General features: G+C 64.7%; 20 protein-coding genes and 1 tRNA gene. 10 read left to right on the forward strand and 11 right to left on the reverse strand.

The genetic code is table 11. From position 1 onward, the window contains the following. Positions 1 to 106: 106 nt before the first annotated feature. The 3 genes from MMG94_RS18755 (at position 107) to MMG94_RS18765 (ending at position 4,148) form a co-directional block, all read left to right on the forward strand. Entirely contained in the window at positions 107 to 1,645 is a 1,539-nt protein-coding gene (locus tag MMG94_RS18755) for a bifunctional ADP-dependent NAD(P)H-hydrate dehydratase/NAD(P)H-hydrate epimerase (protein ID WP_016920042.1), read from the forward strand. 251 nt (positions 1,646 to 1,896) lie between these two features. Continuing rightward, positions 1,897 to 2,529 carry a carbonic anhydrase gene (locus tag MMG94_RS18760; RefSeq protein WP_016920041.1) on the forward strand — a complete coding sequence of 211 codons (633 nt, stop codon included), beginning with the start codon at positions 1,897 to 1,899 and terminating at the stop codon, positions 2,527 to 2,529. Between the two features lie 50 nt (positions 2,530 to 2,579). Continuing rightward, positions 2,580 to 4,148, forward strand: coding sequence for a SulP family inorganic anion transporter (locus tag MMG94_RS18765; RefSeq protein ID WP_016920040.1), 1,569 nt, complete (start codon positions 2,580 to 2,582; stop codon positions 4,146 to 4,148). A 98-nt stretch (positions 4,149 to 4,246) separates the two neighbouring features. On the opposite strand, the gene MMG94_RS18770 is transcribed toward MMG94_RS18765, so the two are convergent. Both MMG94_RS18770 and MMG94_RS18775 read right to left on the reverse strand, forming a co-directional pair. Beyond that, positions 4,247 to 5,023, reverse strand: coding sequence for a glycerophosphodiester phosphodiesterase family protein (locus tag MMG94_RS18770; protein ID WP_016920039.1), 777 nt, complete (start codon positions 5,021 to 5,023; stop codon positions 4,247 to 4,249). Further along, the gene (locus MMG94_RS18775; RefSeq protein ID WP_016920038.1) at positions 5,020 to 5,502 is read right to left on the reverse strand and encodes a RidA family protein; all 483 of its coding nucleotides are present in this window, start codon (positions 5,500 to 5,502) and stop codon (positions 5,020 to 5,022) included. The genes MMG94_RS18770 and MMG94_RS18775 overlap by 4 nt, the downstream gene beginning before the upstream one ends. Positions 5,503 to 5,721: 219 nt before the next feature. Between MMG94_RS18775 and MMG94_RS18780 the strand changes: the two genes are divergently transcribed. Further along, on the forward strand, positions 5,722 to 6,543 hold the full coding sequence (locus MMG94_RS18780) for a cell envelope integrity EipB family protein (protein ID WP_154419609.1): 822 nt from the start codon (positions 5,722 to 5,724) through the stop codon (positions 6,541 to 6,543). A 98-nt stretch (positions 6,544 to 6,641) separates the two neighbouring features. Next, on the forward strand, positions 6,642 to 7,442 hold the full coding sequence (locus MMG94_RS18785) for a DUF1217 domain-containing protein (RefSeq protein WP_016920036.1): 801 nt from the start codon (positions 6,642 to 6,644) through the stop codon (positions 7,440 to 7,442). Here MMG94_RS18785 and MMG94_RS18790 read toward each other — a convergent pair. From MMG94_RS18790 to MMG94_RS18815, 6 genes are all read right to left on the reverse strand, one after another. Then, positions 7,439 to 8,497 (reverse strand): hypothetical protein, encoded by a 1,059-nt coding sequence (locus tag MMG94_RS18790; RefSeq protein ID WP_016920035.1) that lies wholly within the window; start codon positions 8,495 to 8,497, stop codon positions 7,439 to 7,441. The two genes, MMG94_RS18785 and MMG94_RS18790, sit on opposite strands and share 4 nt — an antisense overlap. A gap of 61 nt (positions 8,498 to 8,558) precedes the next feature. Next, positions 8,559 to 8,891, reverse strand: coding sequence for a hypothetical protein (locus MMG94_RS18795; protein ID WP_016920034.1), 333 nt, complete (start codon positions 8,889 to 8,891; stop codon positions 8,559 to 8,561). Further along, entirely contained in the window at positions 8,878 to 9,606 is a 729-nt protein-coding gene (locus tag MMG94_RS18800) for a DUF1614 domain-containing protein (protein ID WP_016920033.1), read from the reverse strand. Before MMG94_RS18800 ends, MMG94_RS18795 begins: the two co-directional genes overlap by 14 nt. A gap of 91 nt (positions 9,607 to 9,697) precedes the next feature. Continuing rightward, a complete protein-coding gene (locus tag MMG94_RS18805; protein WP_016920032.1) occupies positions 9,698 to 10,234 on the reverse strand; it encodes a restriction endonuclease in 537 nt (178 codons plus the stop codon). 27 nt (positions 10,235 to 10,261) lie between these two features. After that, the gene (locus tag MMG94_RS18810; RefSeq protein WP_016920031.1) at positions 10,262 to 11,080 is read right to left on the reverse strand and encodes a hypothetical protein; all 819 of its coding nucleotides are present in this window, start codon (positions 11,078 to 11,080) and stop codon (positions 10,262 to 10,264) included. A gap of 785 nt (positions 11,081 to 11,865) precedes the next feature. Next, positions 11,866 to 12,351 (reverse strand): DUF1269 domain-containing protein, encoded by a 486-nt coding sequence (locus tag MMG94_RS18815; protein WP_016920027.1) that lies wholly within the window; start codon positions 12,349 to 12,351, stop codon positions 11,866 to 11,868. Between the two features lie 287 nt (positions 12,352 to 12,638). On the opposite strand from MMG94_RS18815, the gene MMG94_RS18820 reads away from it, so the two are divergent. Together MMG94_RS18820 and MMG94_RS18825 are read left to right on the forward strand one after the other, a co-directional pair. Further along, on the forward strand, positions 12,639 to 13,661 hold the full coding sequence (locus MMG94_RS18820) for a patatin-like phospholipase family protein (protein WP_016920026.1): 1,023 nt from the start codon (positions 12,639 to 12,641) through the stop codon (positions 13,659 to 13,661). Between the two features lie 4 nt (positions 13,662 to 13,665). Next, positions 13,666 to 15,114, forward strand: coding sequence for a GntP family permease (locus MMG94_RS18825; protein WP_026016257.1), 1,449 nt, complete (start codon positions 13,666 to 13,668; stop codon positions 15,112 to 15,114). A gap of 85 nt (positions 15,115 to 15,199) precedes the next feature. Here MMG94_RS18825 and MMG94_RS18830 read toward each other — a convergent pair. Continuing rightward, positions 15,200 to 15,275, reverse strand: a tRNA-Ile gene (locus MMG94_RS18830). A 72-nt stretch (positions 15,276 to 15,347) separates the two neighbouring features. Between MMG94_RS18830 and MMG94_RS18835 the strand changes: the two genes are divergently transcribed. Then, positions 15,348 to 16,001 carry a class II aldolase/adducin family protein gene (locus MMG94_RS18835; protein ID WP_051001122.1) on the forward strand — a complete coding sequence of 218 codons (654 nt, stop codon included), beginning with the start codon at positions 15,348 to 15,350 and terminating at the stop codon, positions 15,999 to 16,001. 22 nt (positions 16,002 to 16,023) lie between these two features. Here the strand turns inward: MMG94_RS18835 and mtnA are convergent, their stop codons facing one another. Continuing rightward, positions 16,024 to 17,136 carry an S-methyl-5-thioribose-1-phosphate isomerase gene (gene mtnA, locus MMG94_RS18840; RefSeq protein WP_016920023.1) on the reverse strand — a complete coding sequence of 371 codons (1,113 nt, stop codon included), beginning with the start codon at positions 17,134 to 17,136 and terminating at the stop codon, positions 16,024 to 16,026. Between the two features lie 108 nt (positions 17,137 to 17,244). On the opposite strand from mtnA, the gene MMG94_RS18845 reads away from it, so the two are divergent. Both MMG94_RS18845 and MMG94_RS18850 read left to right on the forward strand, forming a co-directional pair. Then, positions 17,245 to 17,997 carry a proteasome-type protease gene (locus MMG94_RS18845; protein ID WP_016920022.1) on the forward strand — a complete coding sequence of 251 codons (753 nt, stop codon included), beginning with the start codon at positions 17,245 to 17,247 and terminating at the stop codon, positions 17,995 to 17,997. Continuing rightward, on the forward strand, positions 17,994 to 18,959 hold the full coding sequence (locus MMG94_RS18850) for an L-threonylcarbamoyladenylate synthase (RefSeq protein ID WP_016920021.1): 966 nt from the start codon (positions 17,994 to 17,996) through the stop codon (positions 18,957 to 18,959). The genes MMG94_RS18845 and MMG94_RS18850 overlap by 4 nt, the downstream gene beginning before the upstream one ends. Before the next feature lie 205 nt (positions 18,960 to 19,164). Here the strand turns inward: MMG94_RS18850 and MMG94_RS18855 are convergent, their stop codons facing one another. Continuing rightward, the gene (locus MMG94_RS18855) at positions 19,165 to 20,208 is read right to left on the reverse strand and encodes an Ntn hydrolase family protein (protein ID WP_016920019.1); all 1,044 of its coding nucleotides are present in this window, start codon (positions 20,206 to 20,208) and stop codon (positions 19,165 to 19,167) included. Between the last annotated feature and the right edge of the window lie 88 nt (positions 20,209 to 20,296).

Consider the following 20,296-nt stretch of genomic DNA (forward strand, 5'->3'; position numbering starts at 1 on the left):
CCGAAACAAGGGCGCGACGGAACGTGGCGCCAAATAAACGTGCTCTCGCGCCAATCCGTGGGCACGCCAGTTGCGCCGGGCGCCGCCTTCAGCCACCATCGCGCCCATGCCATTGAGTCCCTTCCCGCTCGAAATCCTCACCACCGATCAGATGGCCCGCGCCGATCGCCTTACGATCGAAAGCGGCGTGCCGGGCATTGAATTGATGGAAAGCGCGGGGGTGGCTCTGGCGAGAGTGACGACGCGCATCCTTCAGCGCACGAGCGGCCGGCGCGTTCTGGCGCTTTGCGGCCCCGGCAACAATGGGGGCGACGGCTATGTCGCCGCGCGGCTCCTGAAGGCGCAGCGCTACAAGGTCAAGGTCGCCTCGCTCGTGCCGCCCGACCAGCTCCGAGGCGATGCGGCGCGGGCCGCGGCGGGATGGGCCGGCACGCTGCTTCCGGCCCAGGAATGCGATTTCGATGGCGTCGATCTCGTCATCGACGCGCTTTTCGGAACCGGCCTCGCGCGCGACCTCGATCTTCCGGCGCAGACTCTCGTCAACCGCCTCAATCAATGGCGCCGCGAAACCAAGCAGAGCGTGGTGAGCGTCGACATTCCGAGCGGCGTCGACGGCACGACGGGAGCTATTCGCGGCGCGGCGGTGGAGGCCGACGAGACGGTCACCTTCTTCCGCGTCAAGACCGGGCATCTCCTGCTGCCGGGCCGCACGCGCTGCGGCCAGCTCACCTGCGCCCATATCGGCATCCGCTCGACGACGCTCGAGTCGATGCAGGTGAAGACGTTCGTCAATGCGCCGGATCTGTGGCTCTCCGCCTTGCCGCGCCCCAAGGTCGACGGTCACAAATATACGCGCGGCCATGCGCTCGTCGTGTCGGGCGGAGCCTCCTTTACGGGCGCCGCGCGGCTTTCGGCGAGCGCGGCGCTGCGTGCGGGCGCAGGGCTCGTGACGCTGGCGAGCCCCAGCGACGCGCTGCTCGTCAACGCCAGCGCCCTGACCTCGGTGATGGTCCGCCCGGCCGACGGCGCCGGCGGCCTCGCGGCCGTCCTGGCGGATGAGCGCAAAAACGCCGTCGCCATCGGACCCGGGCTCGGCGTCAGCGAGGAAAGCTGCCGGCAGGTCGAGGTTTCCCTCACCCCGCAAGCCTATCGCCGCGCCGCGGTGCTCGACGCCGACGCGCTGACGAGCTTCGAAAGCGATCCCTTCCGCCTGTGGCGCGCGACGCGCGCCGCCCCCGGTCCGGTCGTGATGACCCCCCATGCCGGCGAATTTGCGCGCCTCTTTTCGGAGTGCAACAGCGACCGCGCCTTGCGCTCCAAATTGGACAGGGCGCGCGACGCCGCGCGGGTCAGCGGCGCGATCGTTCTCTACAAGGGGCCGGATACGGTGGTCGCCGCGCCCGACGGCCGCGCCTCGATCCAGGCGACGGCCAGCCCGTGGCTCGCCACCGCCGGGTCGGGCGACGTCTTGACCGGGATCGTCGCGGGCCTGCTCGCGCAGAGAATGGACGGTTTCCTCGCCGCCTCCTGCGCGGTCTGGATGCACACGCGCGCGGCCGAGCTGTTCGGGCCGGGGCTGATCGCCGACGACATTATCGCGACGCTGCCGCGGGTCTGGCGCGAACTCTTCGGCGTGGCGTCGTGATGTTTCGAAAATTCATCCCAACGTTTGACGTCATAAAAGAGACGTTTGGCGTCACAAAAGAAAAACGCGGTGGCGCCATAGCTTCCGCTCTTCGCGCCTTGTTCGGCTCGCCAGAGCCCCATACACTAACGGATCAGCCTGTGACAGAGACAGAAGCGTCACAATCAGCTCCCAGAAAGGCTGATGCGCATGCGGAGGAGATGGCGGATGCTCGCTCCGCAGCGCCAACGGATGGAAAGAACGAGCCTCTCATGCGGTCACATGAAAAGCTGCTGCTGGAAAACAAAGCATGGGCGGAGGAGGTAAAACTCCGAGAGCCCGATTATTTCGAGCGGCTGGCGCGCGGCCAGCAGCCGGAATTCCTATGGATCGGATGCGCGGACAGCCGCGTGCCCGCGGACATCATCGTCAATGCGGAGCCGGGGCTGATCTTCGCGCATCGCAACATCGCCAATCAGGTGATCGCGACGGACTTCAACTGCCTCAGCGTCGTGCAATACGCCGTGCAGGCGCTGGAGGTTAAGCACGTCATCGTCTGCGGCCATTATAGCTGCGGCGGCATCAAGGCGGCGCTCTCCCGGCAGAACCCCGACTTCACGCTCCTCAACAAATGGCTCCTGCATGTGAAGGACGTTTATCGCCTGCACCGCGCCGAGCTCGACGCGATCGAGGATCCCGACGCGCGCGCCGACCGGCTCGTCGAGCTGAATGTGATCGAGCAGGCGAACCATCTCGCGCAAACGTCCATCATCCAGGGAGCCTGGAAGCGCGAGAGGCGGCCCCTCGTGCATGGCTGGGTCTATGCGCTCGACGACGGGCTGCTGAAGCAGCTCGTGACGCTCGGCCCCGATACGAAGATGGACTCCATCTACGAGACAGACTGACCGCTCTTCGGGCGGACCCTTTCCAAGCGACTGAACAGGAGACTTCAGCCGTGCTTCGCAAACATCTCGACTACTATCTGCGCTATCTCAACCACGACATCCCGGCGGGCGTCGTCGTGTTTCTCGTCGCGCTGCCGCTCTGTCTCGGCATCGCCGTCGCCTCCGGGGCGCCGCCCTTTTCGGGCGTCATTGCAGGCGTGGTTGGCGGCCTCGTCGTGTCAGTGGTCAGCGGCTCGCAGCTCAGCGTATCGGGTCCGGCGGCAGGCCTCACCGTCATTATCGCCAACTCGGTCGAAAAGCTCGGACTCGACGGCATGCTGCTCGCCGTCGCTGTTTCCGGCCTCATCCAGATCGCGATGGGCTTTCTGCGCGCGGGCGTCATCGGCGCGTATTTTCCCTCGGCGGTGATCAAGGGCATGCTGGCGGCGATCGGCCTCATCCTCATCATGAAGCAATTGCCGCACGCCGTCGGCTATGACGCCGATGCGGACAGCGATCTCTCCTTCCTCGAAGACGACAGCCACACGACCTTTTCGTTCCTCTGGTCGTCGCTGGACTCGATATCGCCGGGCGCGACGGTCGTCTCGATCGTCTCGGTTGCGATCCTGCTTTTCTGGGACACCGAGAAGGTCAAGAACAGCCGCATTCTTTCCCTCATCCCCGGGGCGCTCGTCGCCGTCATCTTCGGCATCGTCTTCAATCAGATCGCCCAGACGATCGCGCCCTTTTTCGCCATCGCGCCGCAGCACCTCGTAACCTTGCCGGCGATCTCCGGTCCGCTGCAATTCCTTGGCGAGATTCACATTCCGAGCTTGGGCGCGCTCACCGACCCGCATGTCTACATTACGGCCGGCACGCTCGCTTTGATCGGCAGCCTGGAGACGCTGCTCAGCCTCGAAGCCGTCGACAAGCTCGACCCCCTCAAGCGAACCGCGCCGACCAATCTGGAGCTCAAGGCGCAAGGCGTCGGCAATTTCATCAGCGGTCTGATCGGCGGCCTGCCGATCACGGCGGTCATCGTCCGCAGCTCGGCCAATATCAACGCCGGCGCGCACACCAAGGTCGCCTGCATCGTGCATGGCTGGCTTCTGCTGCTCAGCGTGATGTTTCTGTCCTCGCTGCTCAACACGATCCCGCTCGCCTGCCTCGCCGCCGTGCTGCTGCTCACGGGCTACAAGCTCGCCAAGCCGAAGCTGGTGATGGAGCAGTATGAAAAGGGCTTCAACCAGTTCGCGCCCTTCGCCGTCACCGTCGCGGCGATCCTCATGACCGATCTGCTGAAAGGCATGGCGATCGGCATGGCGGTCGGCCTCTTCTTCGTCCTGCGCACAAATTACCATTCGGCCTTCTCGCTCACGCGCGACGGCAAGAATTATCTTTTGCGCCTGCAGAAGGACGTGTCCTTCCTCAACAAGGCTCCGTTGCGCGGCATGTTGCTGGACATTGAGGAAGACAGCTTCCTCGTGATCGATGGGACGCGCGCCGCCTTTATCGATCAGGACATCATGGAAACGCTCGAGGACTTCATCAAGGCCGCGAGCGACAACAATATCCGGGTCGAACTGAAGAATATGAAAGGCATGGCGGCGCCGGCGAATAACGCGCTCGCGCCGGCCTGACCTTGTTGCGGCGGCGGGCTTCCCCCCGTCGCCGCTTTACGCGCCTTTCATGTCCGCGAGGTCCGACCGGGCGACATCGCTGGCGGGCCGCCGCGCGCTCAATCGCAATTCGGCGCGAAGCCTTCGAAGACGATCTGATCCGCCCAATGGCGCGCGGCTTCGGCCTGGGCGGCGCTGCGAACCGTCCATGTCGTCACTGGAAGGCGCAGTCCGTCCCGCATCAAAAACGGGATCGCGTGCGGAAGGTCCGCGACATTCCAGGACAGGAAGTCCGGGCGCGTTCGCGCGTAATGCAGAAAATGCGTCATCTCGACGCGTCGCTCTTCTGAAAGCATCGGCCAGTCGGCAAGATCATAAGACGCCTCGCCGACAATGCCGAGCGGTATATGAGCGATTCCCAATGCGTCGCCCTGCGCGCGCAAAAAGGCGATCGGCGCCGGATCGAAGCTTTCGATGACGACAGGCCCCGAATATTGCGCCAGCGCTTTCGCGAGTCGGCGCGCGGGCGCGAGATCGTCATTGAAATCGCTTTTCAGCTCGACGACGAGCGGGACTCGTCCGTCGATGGCGGCGAGAAAAGAACTGAAGGCTGGAATCGTTTCGCTCGAGCCAAGGAGCGAAATCTTGGACAACGACCCCGTATCGAGGTCCGCCGCCCGGCCTGACGCATTCGTCAGGCGCTCCAGAGTATCGTCGTGAAACACGACGAGATCGCCGTCGCGAGACGGTTGCACGTCGCATTCGATCGCGTAGCCTGCGGCGATGGCGGCGCGCGCGGCGCCGATGGAATTTTCGACGACGCCCCGCTTTTCGTCATGCAGACCGCGATGCGCGATGGGCCTCGCCGTCAACCAATCGAGATTGCGCGCGCTCAATCGGGAATCTCGAAAACGCCTTCGATCTCGACGGCGGCGTCGAGCGGAAGCTGCGCGACGCCGACCGCGAAACGCGCATGCTTGCCATTCTCGCCGAGCACGGCGGCGAAGAGATCGGAGGCGCCGTTGACCACCTGCGGCAGGGGCCCGAAATTGGGCGCGCAATTCACATAGCCGCCGATGCGAACGGCTTTGAGCAAGGAAAGATCGCTGACCGCGGCGTTCGCCTGGGCGAGCACATTCAACGCCGCCTGGCGCGCCGCCGCCTGACCATCCTCCAAAGACACGGTCGCGCCGAGCTTGCCCTTGTGAGCGGGATCGATTCCGCCGGCGCCCATCGGCAATTGTCCTGAAACGAAGAGCAGGTTTCCCGTGCGCACAAAGGGAACATAATTCGCGACCGGCGCGGCCGCGGGCGGCAGAATCAGACCCAGCGCCGCAAGCCGCGACGCCGGCGTTTCGTGCTTCGAATCAGACATGACGATTTCCCCCTCGCACACGGCGCATCGCGCGGAAAACGCAATTTCGCCTTGATGGATCGACGCCGGACCAAGAACCGCGGATTCTGTTCGCCCTCATGATTTCACGCGATTGTGAAACGCGCCAGAAATCATTTGCCCCTTTGCGGGGCAGATCCTAATTTCATTTCTCTTGCGGCGCCGATGGCGACGCTTCTTCCAGCGGGATGGCCTCGTCTCATGACTCATTCGCGCGCGTTTTTCGCCGCCGCTCTCGCCGTCAGCCTCTCGCCGCTCTCCTCGGCCAGGGCGGAAACCCCGCCGCTCGCCTCGCATCGCGCCGTCTACGAATTGACGCTCGACAAAGCCTCCGGCGCCAAGGCCCCGGCGCAGGCGCATGGCCGCATTGTGTTCGATTTCGCGGCGTCCTGCGAAGGCTATGTCCAGAACTTCCGGCAGATTACCGAGCTTCAGCCCGCCGAGGGATCGGCGAAGCTTTCCGATATGCGCTCGACGACTTTCGAGGCGCTCGACGCAACGGATTACCGCTTCAAAGTCGAAACGAAGGTCGACAATACGCCAGCGGAGGAAGTCGACGGAAAAGCGCAGAAGAACAAGGAAACTGGCGTGAATGTCGACCTTGCGCGGCCAAAGCGCGGCCATGTCGACCTTGCCGGGCCCGCGCTGTTTCCAACCGAGCATCTGCGCCGGATCGTCGAGAGCGCGCGCAAGGGCGAATCGCTGCTCGAGGCGCGCGTCTATGACGGCACGGGCGAGGGCGACAAGGTTTTCGACACGCTGACGGTCATCGGCAAAGCGCTGGAGACTCCGGCCGCCGAGAAGGCCGCGCAGGCGGACGCCCTGAAGGGCCTCAAGCGCTGGCGCGTGGCGGTCTCCTATTTCGAGCCCGGCAAACGCGACGGCCAGCCCATCTATATCCTCTCCTTCGATCTTTATGAAAACGGCGTATCGCGCGCGCTCAAGCTCGATTATGGCGACTTCGCGCTCAAGGGCGAGATGACCGAGCTCACCGTGCAGCCCGCCGCTGCCTGCAGGAAATAAGTTCTTCAAGAAATAAGTTCTTAATGTCGACGCGGCGATCGTCTCGCGCAACGAGACGGCGCATTAAGCCGTCTCCTTCTGGCGCGAGGGGCGCGGCGATGACGACAATCGGCTCTTATCTCGCTGTCGCGACGGATCTGACGAGATGGCGCGCCGTCGCCGCCAAGGCTCCGGACGTCGCGGCGGAAACAAATTATTTCAAGGCGAATATCGCGAAGGCGACGTCGATCGACGCGCTTTTGAAAGATCGTCGGCTTTTCAATTATGCGATGAAAGCCTTCGGCCTCGGCGACCGCCTATACGCCGTGGGGATGATGCGGAAGGTTATGGCGCAAGGCGTCGCCAATTCCGGCGCGCTCGCCAATACGCTGCGGGACCCCAATATCCTTGCTTTCGCCAAGGCGTTCGATTATGCGGGCAAGGGCGCCGGCGTCGTGTCGGGTCGTTTTGCGGAGAGCGTCGCGGGCCGCTATGTCGAGCAGGCGATGCAGGCGCAACAGGGCGCGCAGAATCCGGGCGTCGAACTCGCTCTTTATTTTCGCGAACAGGCGCCGCAACTCACAAGCGTCTATGGCGCGCTCGCCGACAAGAAGCTGCTTCAGGTCGTGCAGACGGCGCTCGACATCTCGCCGCGCACATCGACCCAGCCGATCGACACGCAAGCCCGCCTGTTGAAGGCCAAGCTGAACATTGACGACTTCAAGGACGCCAGGAAGCTCGACGCCTTCATCGCGCGCTTCGCCGCGACGTACGACATGCGGAGCGCCGGGACGACGCCGGCCGCCGTGACCAATGCGAATGCGATCCTCTACGGCGCCTCGCTCGCCGATTCGGACGGACCCGTTGGCGTCGACATCTCCTTGATCCTGCGTCGGCAGAACGCGCTGCGCGGTTTTTAAAGGAGGCGCGCGACGAGGCGGCGCAATCGCGCGAGCAACGGAGCCTTGCGCCAGAAAACGACGCCGTTGATCAAGAGAGTTTGCGCGTCGAAGGGCGCGATTGAGGAAGCCTCGAGCAGGCCCTTATCCGGCGGCAGACTCATGAGCGCGCTTTCGTCCGCCGGCATTGCGATCTCCACATCGCCGCGCGCCGGGAAAGCGCCCGCCACATAATGCAGCAGCATGAGATTGCGCACAATTTCCTGCATGTGAGACCGCGCGGTCTTGCGGCGGACGCGCGCCCCGGCGCGGATGCTGTAGACGCCGCTCCGGTCGTCCGACTGCAGCATCAAAGCCGCGAGCGATCCTTCTCCCGACCAGGAGCTCGTTCCACCTCGCGCGATTTCCAGAAAGGTCCCGTCGAAGACGCGAGACGTCAGCGCGCGCAGCGCGCAAGGGCCCGCGACGAGGGCCTGCGTGGCGTCGACATAGGCGAAGCGCCCGCTTTCTTCTACCACCGGCGGCAAGGCGGCCACGCCCTGCTCGATCCGCCCCGCGACAATGCGCGCCACGCGGCCCGCTATTTCCGTCGTCAGGTGGTTTTCGTCCTGGAAATGTGCGGGCGTGAGGTCTTCCCCGATCATGTCGCGCAACCAGAGAGAGGCGACCGACCGCCGCCGCGCCGTCGCGGCGTAAAGCTTCTGAATGCGTTCAACGGCGCCGCTGCGAGGCTTGCCGCTCTCGAGCGGACGCGGTTCGAGACACAGAAACAGCAATCCAACGCCATGCCGCGCACAGAAATTGAGGACCGCATCCAAAGCGTCCTCGACGAGGTCGTTCTGGAGCACGCCCGCTTCGCGCAGCAAAATATCGTTGAGGCTGTATTCGAAGACGATGAGATCGGGCAGGGCGGCGCTTTCCCGCTCCATTTTCAACAGCGCCATCAGCCCGTAAAGCGAGCCCACCGCGCCGAGGAACCGGTTTTCGACGGCATGTCTGGCGGCGATCGAAGCGAATTGCGCCGCCCAGCCGTCCTTGACGCCGGCATTGGAGCCTCCCAGCAGGACGATGTTCAAGCCGGAAACCTCCGCAACAGCCCAATTATCCGATATGCGCCCGACATTTAGCGTAAAGTCGTCAGCGATTGGTTTCGCTCGCGGCGGCGCCGGCGTCGAGGCCGAAATAAAAACCGCTCCAGTGCTTCGCCGGCTCTTCTGTTACGGGCGCTGCGACGGGCGCGACCGGCTTGTCGGCTAAAAATGAATTCCCCGCCTTCTTTGCGGCCTCGGCTTTCGCGCGCCCGGCGGCTTCGCGCGGCGCCGCGCCTGCAATGGAAACGTCGAAAACAAGCGTGAGCGCGATTGCGCAGAAGATGCGATTGAGCTTCATAATCGGATTTATCTCGAAAATTGCGGCCTTCTTGCAGCATTCGCCGGCGCCGCGCGAGAAGCCTTCGTCACGGCGCGCCATAGCTTTCAGCGTTTTGCGTTCGCCCTCCGATCAGGCTGGCGAGCAGCACGGAGAGGACGCCGGTCATGAAAATGCCGTCGAATGTGCCCGCCCCGCCTATGGAGAGCATTGGCGTGCCGATGCGGCCGAGCTTATCGAGATTCATCAGATCGGCCCCGATGAGGACGCCGAGACTGCCGCCGGCATAGGCCAGAGGAGCGAGATTCCGCCAGGAAACGATCGCCGCGATGATCGTGGCCGCGAGCGGCCCGACGAAAATCGGCAGCGCTATGCCGATTCCTCGAACAGGCTCGGCGTAAGCGTGGCTGACGGCCGCGACGCCGAAAGCCGCGACAAGGCCTCTTCCCCACAAGGCGTTGCGAGACAGCAGGAAGCAGGACAGCAACGTCGGGATGACCGCGCCGCCGATATTCACGGCGAGGATCGTCTGGGAGCCGGAGAGACGCGGCACGACGTAAGGAACGCCGTAATAGACGATCTCGCGCTCGGACACGAAGCCGCCGCCGCCGAGCATCGCGATGGGGACGTTCACATAGCTCCCGAGAAGCGACGCGATGAGCAGAAGAACCGCCGTCTGCGAGCTGACGCCGAGCTGCGTATAGGCATATTGCAGCAAGCGCAGTTGCACGAGGATGAGGAGGATTGCGACGACGCCCGCAAGCAGGAAGAAGAAAGGCGGGGCCACCGGCAAAAATTGCGCGTCGCCGAAATCCATGGAAGCCTCCCTGCGGCTTTGATGGAGAAATGGAGCGCCGCGCCGGACTTCCAAGATGAGCGCCGCGACGCGTCGCGTCGAACAATATGCGTCACGCTCTGGTGCGCGCCAGCAGTCTGTCGATGCGGCGCAGCTCCTGGTGGCGAAGCAGCAGGACATTGTTCGATTCCGCCAGCGCCTGCGCGGCGGCCGTATAGCCGACCGTGGTGACGACCACGCCTCTTTCCGCCTCCGCATGCGCGATGCCGGCGACGATTTCCTGAACGGCGCGATTGCCGACGGGTTTCGAATACATCTTGCACTGGACGACGATGCGCCGGCCGCGCTTCTCGGCCACGATGTCGACGCCCTGATCTCCGCTTGCGGGCGTGACTTCCGCGCGCCATTTCGCGCGCCTGAGAAGCTCGGCGCAATAATGCTCGAACTCCTCCGGGCTCATGCCGTCGAAAAATCGCGGCTCGGCGATCCGCTCGTGAACGAGAACCGCGAGATGCAGCACGCCGAAAAGCGCGAGGCCCATGAAAGCCAATCCCGGCATGCGCGGCCAAAAACAGCCCGCAAGGGCCAGGAAGAGGAAAATCCAGCCGACCCAAAGAGCGACGCCGTCACCTTCCTGCGGGGGCGTCATGTTTTTGTCGACTATCGGACAGCCGCGTCAGCGCCAGTTCTCGAAGGAGAAGGGTTCGATGCCCTCATTCTCCATCTCGATGGCGAAGGCGACGCCGCGCGCGATCAGCTTGTTGCGGCTGGCGACGCCGGCGACGCGCGCGGTCGGATCGAGCGCGATCTCCGCTACCGGCGTTCCCTCGATCACGGCCTGCTCGCGGCGGGCGACGCCTTTCAAGCGCCCCGAAGCGGGGGCGACGACCGGCCTGTCGCCAACGAAGCCGAGGGTCGCTCCGGGCTCGACCGCGGCGCCGATGGGAAGGTGGGTGCGGAAAAGTCCCGCCGCGGGCGCGCAGGCGAGCGCTTGCTCCTCCGCGCCTTGCCGGGGGCGGATAGCGGCGCGCGCCTCGCCGGGACTGACGATCGCCCCGGGGTCGTGCCCCTGCGTCTCGATGGCCAGGTCGCAGTCGAGGCCGGGCGTGAAATCGCCGCCAAGCCCCAGGGTCAGTCCCGCAAGGTCGCGAAGGCCGAGCGGCTCCGGCTCCCGGTCCTCCTTGGCGACGACGACCACGTTCCAGGGCCAGCGCGCGATCGCCTCCTCGAGCCCGCCGCGCAGAAGCGGGATGAAGTCGCGGGTCTGGAAGCCCAGCATGAATTCCGCATGGACATCGGCGCGGCGCGCCTCGACGTCGTCGAGCTGGGCGTAGCCGTCATACCAGGCGTCCGCGTAGCACATGCGCCGGCGCAGCATGAAGGGCGCGGTCGAGCGGTAGAGCGCCACCGCATATCCCTCGGCAAACAGGGTCCGCGCCGTCGCGGAGGCCTCTTCGCCAATCCCGCAAACCAGCACGCTCAGCTCGTCGGACATCGTCACCCTCTTCCCCCGCGATTAAGCGCCTCGCGCGCGGGAAAAGCAAGAATCGGGCAAGGCGGCCGATCCGGCGGCGACGCAAGCGACGATCTGCGTTCCAGTTTCGACGAAGACGCAGAGACCGCTCGCCTCGAACTCCACCTTCGCCGCTTGTGACGTTCGGTGAACAGCTTTGAGGCGCTCGCGAAGCCGAAAGCCTGTTCTGTCGCGTCCGCCTACGCATTACCGGCAATCCCGGCGCCGCTGGCCCGGGCCATTCGCGGCTCTATAACATCGTGCCGGGCTAACAGCGCGGGGGCCCGCAAACGGGAGGACTCCGTATGTTTACGACTAAGCTCGCAGGATTGGCGATCGGCGCGTCATTGCTCTTTGGCAATGAATCAATCGTCGCGGCGACTCCCATGTTTGCGTCTCCAATCGCAGTCGAGAACCCTCGTGTAGACGGCCTGATCGTCCAAGCTTCCGTTGGTCGGCCCCTTACAAATCGCGAGTTGAGGCGCCAGCATCGCGCCGAGCATCGTCAGTTGCGTCGGGCGCATGTCGCCGAGCGTCACGAATTACGTCGCGCCCAGCGATTTGAACGCCGATTCGGCCGCGCCGCGCCAGCAATGCGATCGATTCGCCGAGGCGTTAACGATTGAGCCAAACCGGAGAAACGGAGCGCGAGGGCGGCGAGGAGCCCTCGCGCAGTAAAGAATAAGTCGCCCCGAAGGGCGGCGGGTAGCGCCAGATCGGCGCGCCCGGGGCGCCGCAATTAGGCGGGCGGTAAAAGACCCAGCCGCTCAACTCGCAGTGAGAGCTTCGCGCAGCATTTTTTCCTTGCTGTCGTCCAGCGATGTCTTGAGCACTGTCCCTCCTGTTCCCTTCAGGGCTTCGAGCACCTTGTCGCCAGTGACCTTCTTGGCCAACAGGAACAGCGCGGCGTTGCCGGGCTGCAGACTGTCCGAAAGTTTCTTCATGAAATTGTCGTTGATGCCGTAGTCGGCGAGTGCGCCGCTGATGGCGCCCGACGCGGCCCCGAGCGCAACTCCAAGGAGCGGATTAAGGAACACCAAGCCGATCAGCAAGCCCCAGAGCCCGCCCGAAGCGGCGCCGGCCGCAGTCGTATTGAAGAGTTGATTGAGCTTTACATTGCCGTCCGCCTGTTTCACGGCGATCACCGCGTCGCCCACCTCAATCAAAAACTCCTTCTGGAGGTCGAACACCTTCTTCCGCATCTCCTCAGCCTTTATCTCCGTCGGATAAACGATGACGACGAGATCAGACATATCGCCCTCCCTGGTGAGCAGCTTCTTCCTCCAGCCCTTTCGCACTCATAGCTTGCGAAACGTCGTCGCTAATCCTTCGTTCCCTACCTTGGCGTCCCTTTGCATCAGATCACGACGCGGCGCTATTTTGGCGAAGGCGAAGAGCGAGGGTGAACCAACGCGCGAGCGGCTTGCTTGAGCCATGCGATTGCCGACAACGGGCAAGCAAAGCTTGTCTAACGCGGACTCTGGCGACATCTCTCGATGCGCGCGACATTTCGACCCTGTGCGCGGAGGGCGAGAGCTAGATGGCGACGCGCGAATTGATTTCGGTCGATCTCGCCTTGCAGGGCGGCGGGGCGCACGGCGCTTTCACCTGGGGCGTTCTCGACCGGCTTCTCGAGCAAGACTGGCTCAAGATTGAAGGCATTTCGGGAACCTCGGCGGGAGCGATGAACGCGGCCGCGCTTATCAGCGGCCATGCCGCGAGAGGCGCGCAAGGCGCCCGCGAAGCGCTCGAACTCTTCTGGCGCCGCGTTTCCGAGGCGGGGCGCCTCAGCCCCCTGCAACGCAACCCCGTTGATGTCCTGCTAGGCCGGTGGACGCTCGACACGTCCCCTTTCTTCATCATGACAGACATGATTTCGCGCGTGTTTTCGCCTTATGACCTCAATCCGAAGGACGTTAATCCGCTTCGTGGAATTCTCGAGGACGTGATCGACTTTAGAAAGGTCGCCGCCGCGCCCATCAAGATATTCGTCACCGCGACGAGCGTCGCGACCGGCCGGGCCCGCGTCTTCAGAAACGCCGATCTTACTTCGGACTCGCTTCTCGCTTCGGCCTGTCTTCCGACAATGTTTCAAGCGATCGAGATCGAAGGCCAAGCCTATTGGGACGGCGGTTATTCTGGAAATCCAACGATCACGCCGCTTGTGCGCGAATGCGTCTCTCGCGACACCATCCTTGTCCAGATCAACCCCATCGCGCGTCGGGAGAAGCCGCGTTCGGCGACGGAAATCGCCAACCGCCTGAATGAAGTGTCGTTCAATGCGGTGCTTCTCAAGGAGCTCCGTATGATCGCTTTGCTGCGTCAGGCCGCGAATCCCGGCGACAGGGAAGGCGCGCAATGGGCTGGCATGCGCATCCATCGCATTTCGACGGAGATGATGACCAAGCTCAGCGCTTCCTCGAAGCTGCTCGCCGAATGGGAATTCCTCTGCATGCTGCGCGATGAGGGCCGCCGCTCGGCCAACGCCTTTCTCGATCTTCACGGAAACGACCTCGGAATGCGCTCCACGCTCGACCTCGATGCATTGCTCGAAGGAATATGACGCCATGGGATTGCTGGGAATTCTCGTCGCGCTGTGCGGTCTTATCTGGTTCGCCTATCGCGGATGGAGCGTCCTTTTACTGGCGCCCGCAGCCGCCTTGATCGCCGCCGCCTTTGCAAGCGAGCCGCTGCTCGCGCATTGGACGGTGACCTTCATGGCGGGCGCCGCACGCTTCATCGCCCAGTTTTTTCCGATATTTCTGCTTGGCGCTCTGTTTGGAAAGCTGATGGACGATAGCGGCTCCGTTATGGCGATCGCGCATTTTATGGCTGAAAAACTCGGCGCGCGCCGCGCCATACTTTCGGTCGTGCTCGCGGGGGCTTTCGTCACCTATGGCGGCGTCAGCCTCTTCGTCGCCTTCTTCGTGCTCGCGCCGATGGCGCAGGAGCTGTTTCGCGCATCAGGCACGCCGCGCCGCCTGGCGCCTGCTTCTATCGCGCTCGGCACCTCGACTTTCACGATGTCGGCGCTACCCGGAACGCCGGCGATTCAAAATGCGATCCCCATGCCCTTTTTCGGCACGACAGCTTTCGCCGCGCCTGGCCTCGGCCTTGTCGCGGCGCTGATCATGCTCGGTTTCGGCATGTGCTGGCTCATATGGGCGGAGCGCGCCGCGCGCCGGCGCGGCGAGGGATATGGCGACGCGCCGACCGCCACGGTCGATGTGACGGCGGATCAGCCGATTCGCGAGCGGGCGGCGACCGCCCGAGAATTCGATCTCGCGGAAATTCCTCACGGCCATCGCGCCGACGCACCCAATATTTTTATCGCCGCGCTTCCACTCATTGTGGTCGTCGGCGTCAATCTTGTCATGTCTCTCGGCGTCCTTCCGCGAATGGACGATTCGTTTCTCGCAGAGGAGCGCTGGGGTCCGACGACGCTCGCCGCCGTCAGCGGCGTCTGGTCGGTGATCGTGGCGCTGGCGGCGGCGATCGTCACGGTGATCGCGCTGAACTGGCGAAGATTGACAAAGATCCGCGAAAGCGTCGACGCTGGCGTGACCGCGTCAGCGCTGCCGCTTCTCAGCGTCGCCAGTCTGGTGGGGTTTGGCGCTGTCGTCGCCGCCATGCCGGCCTTCGCGGCGGTTCGCACATGGGCGCTTTCGATCGAAGGCGGGCCGCTCGTCTCGCTCGCCATTGCGACCAATGTTCTCGCATCGTTGACGGGATCGGCTTCTGGCGGCCTCACCATCGCGCTGGATACGCTCGGAGAGACCTATCTGCGTCTCGCAGAGCAGGGCGGGATCGATCCTGCGCTTTTGCATCGCGTCGCGGTGATCGGCGCGGGAACGCTGGACAGTCTTCCCCATAATGGCGCGGTCGTCACCTTGCTCGCCGTGTGCGGCTGCACGCACAAGGAAAGTTACCTCGACATCGTGATGGTCGCCATTGTGAGCGCCATCCTCGCGCTGGTCGCCGTTATTGTCCTTGGCTCGGCATTCGGGTCATTTTGACTTTTTAGGGGAAGATTAGCCGCGCCTCAGAAGCCGGTCTCCCGGCGGGCGGTAGCCCCTGTTTTCCGCATGTCTCGCATTATGGTGGTAGGCCGGGACGGACTCGAACCGCCAACCAGACCGTTATGAGCGGTCGGCTCTAACCATTGAGCTACCGGCCCCTGTCGCCTCGGGGACGCTATGTCCTATACAGCAATCCGGCCGGCGGGCAATATCGGGCGAGGGGGATGGCGATGGATGAGGCGGGCGCTCGCGCGGGCATTGTGGCCGGGGCTTTGGAGCTGGAGCGGCTGGGGCTCAATCATGGTTCGGCGGGAAATCTTTCTCTGCGCACCGGCGAATTCGCTTTCGTGACGCCAAGCGGCGTCCCCGCGCGCGAACTCGTGCCGGAGCAGATCGCGCGGATGAGGATCGGCGACGCCGGCGGCGCTTTCGGCGGGCCGCTGCCGCCCTCGAGCGAGTGGCGCTTCCATCTCGACCTCTACGCGGCGCGCGGCGACGTCGGCGCCGTCGTGCATATGCATTCCACCTACGCCACGACGCTCGCGACGCTGCGGCGCGCCATTCCCGCCGTGCATTACATGATCGCGGCCTTTGGCGGCCCCACCGTGCCCTGCGTCGGCTACGCCTCTTACGGCACGCCGGAGCTGTCGGCGCTTGTCGTCGAAGGCTTGAAGGACCGCGACGGCGCGCTTCTCGCCAATCACGGCGCCATCGTCACCGGGTCCGATATGCGAAAGGCGCTGTGGCGGGCCGTGGAGCTGGAGGCGCTGGCGCAAGTCTATTATCTCGGCGCGCTGGCGGGCGAGCCGGTCGTGCTCCCGGATGACGAAATTTGGCGAACCGTCGAGAGGTTCAAGAATTACGGGCCGCGTAGCGACGCCTAGCGACGTCATTGCAATGACGGAGTCAGCCCGCCAAATCCGAAAACACCCCCCTCAACCCCGCTTCGCTCGCCGCGCACACGCCCCGCTCGGTGATCAGACCCGTGACATATTTCGCCGGCGTCACGTCGAAAGCCCAGTTGCGGGCGGACGAGCCTTCCGGCGTCACGAGCACTTCCGTCACGGCGCCGTCGGCGGCGCGGCCGGAGACGTGCGTGACTTCGCGGGCGCTGCGTTCCTCGATGGGGATATTCGCGACGCCGTCCTCGATGCGCCAGTCGATGGTGGAGCTCGGCAGCGCGACATAAAAGGGCACGCCATTATCATGCGCGGCGAGCGCCTTAAGATAGGTGCCGATCTTGTTGCAGACGTCGCCGGTCCGCGTCGTGCGATCCGTGCCGACGATGCAGAGATCGACCATGCCGTGCTGCATCAGATGACCGCCGGCATTGTCGGCGATGACCGTGTGCGGCACGCCCTCGGAGAGCAGCTCGAAAGCCGTGAGGCTCGCGCCTTGATTGCGCGGCCGCGTCTCGTCGACCCAGACATGGAGGCCGATTCCCGCCCGCGCCGCCTTGTAGATCGGCGCCAGCGCCGTGCCCCAATCGACCGTGGCGAGCCAGCCGGCGTTGCAATGGGTGAGGATATTGACCGGCCGGCCGGGATTTTTCTCCGCCGCGTCGCGGATGAGTGCGGCGCCGTGATCGCCGATCGAGGCGCAGCAGGCCACGTCTTCCTCGGCGATCGCCCCGGCTTCGGCGAAGGCCGCGGCGGCGCGCGCTGCGACAGGGGTGGCGAGGAGCAGCGCTTTCACCCGGTCGAGGCCCCAACGCAGATTGACGGCGGTGGGGCGCGTCGCGAGGAGCTTCTCATAGGCGGCCTCGATTGCGGCGTCGCCGGCGTCCGCGGCGGCGGCGAGAGCGAGTCCGTAAGCGCCCGTCACGCCGATGAGCGGGGCGCCGCGCACCGCCATGTCGCGAATGGCGCGGCTCGCCTCGTCGGAATTATCGAGCGTGAGCGTTTCGAAGCGGTGGGGCAGGCGGGTCTGGTCGATCACGCGGACGCGCGCGTCGGCCGGGTCTTGGCTCCCGCTTTCGTCGAGCCATATCGTCCTGTAATCGCGCCCGTCGATGCGCATGGTCCGCCCCTGATCGTGAGCTTTCGGCCCTTGTGCCTTCTGGCCTGGAACTTGTAAACCGGGGGCCGTGTCGCGACCGGAGGCGTTGCGGCGGGCTCAGGAGCTTCCATGACCTATTGTTGCGGCATTCTGGTGCGCGACGGGCTGGTGATGATCGCGGATACGCGCACCAATGCCGGGCTCGACAACATCTCCACCTTCCGCAAGCTCCACGTTTTCGAGCAGCCCGGCGAGCGCGTGCTGATGCTCGCCGCCGCCGGGAATCTCTCCGTGACGCAGGGCGTTTTGAACTTCCTGAAGGAGGGATTCGAGAATCCCGAGACCAAGGAAATCGAAAGCGCCCTGACGGCGCCGACCATGCTCAAGGCGGCGCAGTTCGTCGGCAAGGCCGTGCGCCGCGCGCGCGCCGAGGCCTTCGATCCGTCCGATCAGACCAACGGCGTCAGTTTCGACGTGACGATGCTGCTCGGCGGGCAGATCAAGGGCTCGGAGCCGCGCCTCTTCATGATCTACTCCGCCGGCAACAGCATCGAATGCTCGCAGGACACGAATTATCTGCAGATCGGCGAGCACAAATACGGCAAGCCGATCCTCGACCGCGCCGCGAATTACGACAGCGACATCTATGACGCGCTGAAGATCGGGCTTATTTCGATGGATTCGACGATCAAGTCGAATCTTTCCGTCGGCCTGCCGATCGACGTTGCGCTTTTGCGCAAGGACTCGATGGAGCTCGAGGTGCAGACGCGCATCGACGCCGGCGACGAATATTTCCGCGATCTTCGCGAACGCTGGTCGAAGGCCCTACGCGCGGCGCATATGGCGATACCCGCGCCCCCCTATCGCGGCCGGGAGAAATGACGATCCGCGCGCCGGCCGACGCGGCGTCGATCGCGCGCGCCGCGGAGATCCTGCGCGAGGGCGGCCTCGTCGCCTTTCCCACCGAGACGGTCTATGGCCTCGGCGCCGACGCGACGAGCGCCTGGGCCGTCGCGCGCATTTACGACGCCAAGGGCCGCCCCTCCTTCAATCCGCTCATCGCCCATGTCGCCGATCTCGACGCGGCGCGGCGCGAAGCTGTTTTGCCGGAGGCGGCGATCAGGCTTGCGGAAGCCTTCTGGCCGGGACCGCTGACCATCGTCGCGCCGGCCGCGCCGGGCGGCTCGGTCTGCGAACTGGCGCGGGCGGGCCTGCCCAGCGTCGCGCTGCGCATCCCGGATCATTCAGTGGCGCGCGCGCTCATCGCGGCGCTCGGCCGGCCCATCGCGGCGCCATCGGCGAATCGCTCGGGCCATGTGAGCCCGGTCACGGCGGCGCATGTCGCTGAGGATTTGTCGGGCCGCGTCGATATGATTCTCGATGGCGGGCGAACCGTGGCCGGGCTCGAATCGACGATCGTGTCTTTCTGCGACGCCGAGCCGGCGCTGCTGCGGCCCGGCGCGGCGCGGCGCGAGAAGATCGAGAAGATTCTGGGTCGCAAACTTTCGGCGCCCGCCCGCGCCGACATCACGGCGCCGGGCATGACCGCGTCCCATTACGCGCCGAAAGCAAGACTTCGATTGGAGGCGCATGAGGTCCTGGCGGGGGAGTCGGCGCTCGATTTCGGCGGCAGGCTGAGCGCGTTGGCCCCTGCAGGAACGTTGGTGCGCGATCTTTCCCCGAAAGGCGATCTCGTGGAGGCCGCCGCCAATTTGTTCGCCTATTTGCGGGAACTCGACGCGCTCGGCGCGGAGAAGATCGCCGTCGCGCATATGCCCGAGCGCGGACTCGGCGAAGCGATCAACGACCGGCTGAGGCGGGCGGCGGCGCCGCGCGTGGGGTAGTGGGGACTTTCACGCGAGCGATCGACTCATTCTCGAAAAAGTTCTCGCTCGAAGAAGCTTTCGACTTCGCTCATGGACGCATCTGCAATAGGACGAAGCTCGTCTTTTGAGCCCGCGCAATGTCGCGAGGGCGTTCGCCAAATTGGCGGACCGCGCTTTGGCCGACGCACTCCATCGTAAAGTCAGAATCGCGGGATTGTCTCGTTCAAGCCGCGAGCGCCATCGGGCTCGCCGCGCGCAGATGGAAATCCGCCGTCACGGGGCGCGGCGCGCCGCGCAACAGCGACGCGCATTCATAGCCGCGCGCGACAAAATCGCCGCCGCCAGCAGAGCACATCTCCACGGCGAGGCGCGTCAGCCGATTGAGCACCGGCTCCGTCACCCAGGAGAAACGCGGCGCGTCCGGCGCGACGTTGCGCATCAGCGCGACGCGGGCGTCGTTATTCGCCTGGCTCATGCGCGCCTGCCAGCCCGGCTGCGGCTCCTGCCAGTCATTGGCGACGATGACCGGGCCGCGATAGATGCGCGCCTCGCGCTCCGTGCGTTCGATCAGCGCCAGCTCGCCCGGCTTCACGCCGGCGAGGGTGAAGAGCGTCGGCCGCGCCAGCGGCTCTCTGGCGATGAGCTGAACGGCGTCTTCGAAAGTCTCGCAGGTTTCGAAGGCGTAGCGCAGCAGATGATCGGGCGGCCAGCCGCCTTCGCTCGCCAGGGCGTCGCGCAGGTTGATCGCCGCGTCGGCGACGAAGCCCAGCGCGCCTCTGGTGCGGCGAAGCATCGGCGCCTGGTTGATCACCGCGCAGAAACGCCCCGGCGCCATCGCGCTCAGCACGCCGACGGCTCCCGGCCAGGTCGCATTGTAGAAATCGCCGGCCGGGCCGGATTGCCACGCCATCTCGACTGCTTCGCCCAGCCCCTTGAAGGGCCAGTCCAGCGTGCGGCGGATGCGCGGCGAGCCGTCCGGCCCCTCATAGGCCTGCGTCGTGCAGGCGAAGAGATAGGACATGTTGAGCGTCATTGCGCCGGGAAAGCCGAGAATCGAGACGATGCGCTCCAGCTCCGCCCGATAGGCGGAAGCCGATTTCTTCAGCCAATTCGCCGCCATGCGGTCGATGGGCGACAGCCAGTAGCGCCCGAGCGGCGCGATGGCGCCAAGGCAGGCGTCGCGCAACGCGGCGGCGGCGTCGACCCGCGCCTGGGCATGGGCCACGGGTCCGCCGTCGCGCACGTCGAGGAGAGGGATCGGGTTCATCGTTGTCCTTCTGTCAGGAAATCGTCATTGAACCGATATCGTTTCCACATCCCGCTGTCATAATACAGTAAAAAATCCGACAGGTTTC

The sequence above is a fragment of the Methylocystis parvus OBBP genome, from assembly GCF_027571405.1.
GTDB lineage: Bacteria > Pseudomonadota > Alphaproteobacteria > Rhizobiales > Beijerinckiaceae > Methylocystis > Methylocystis parva.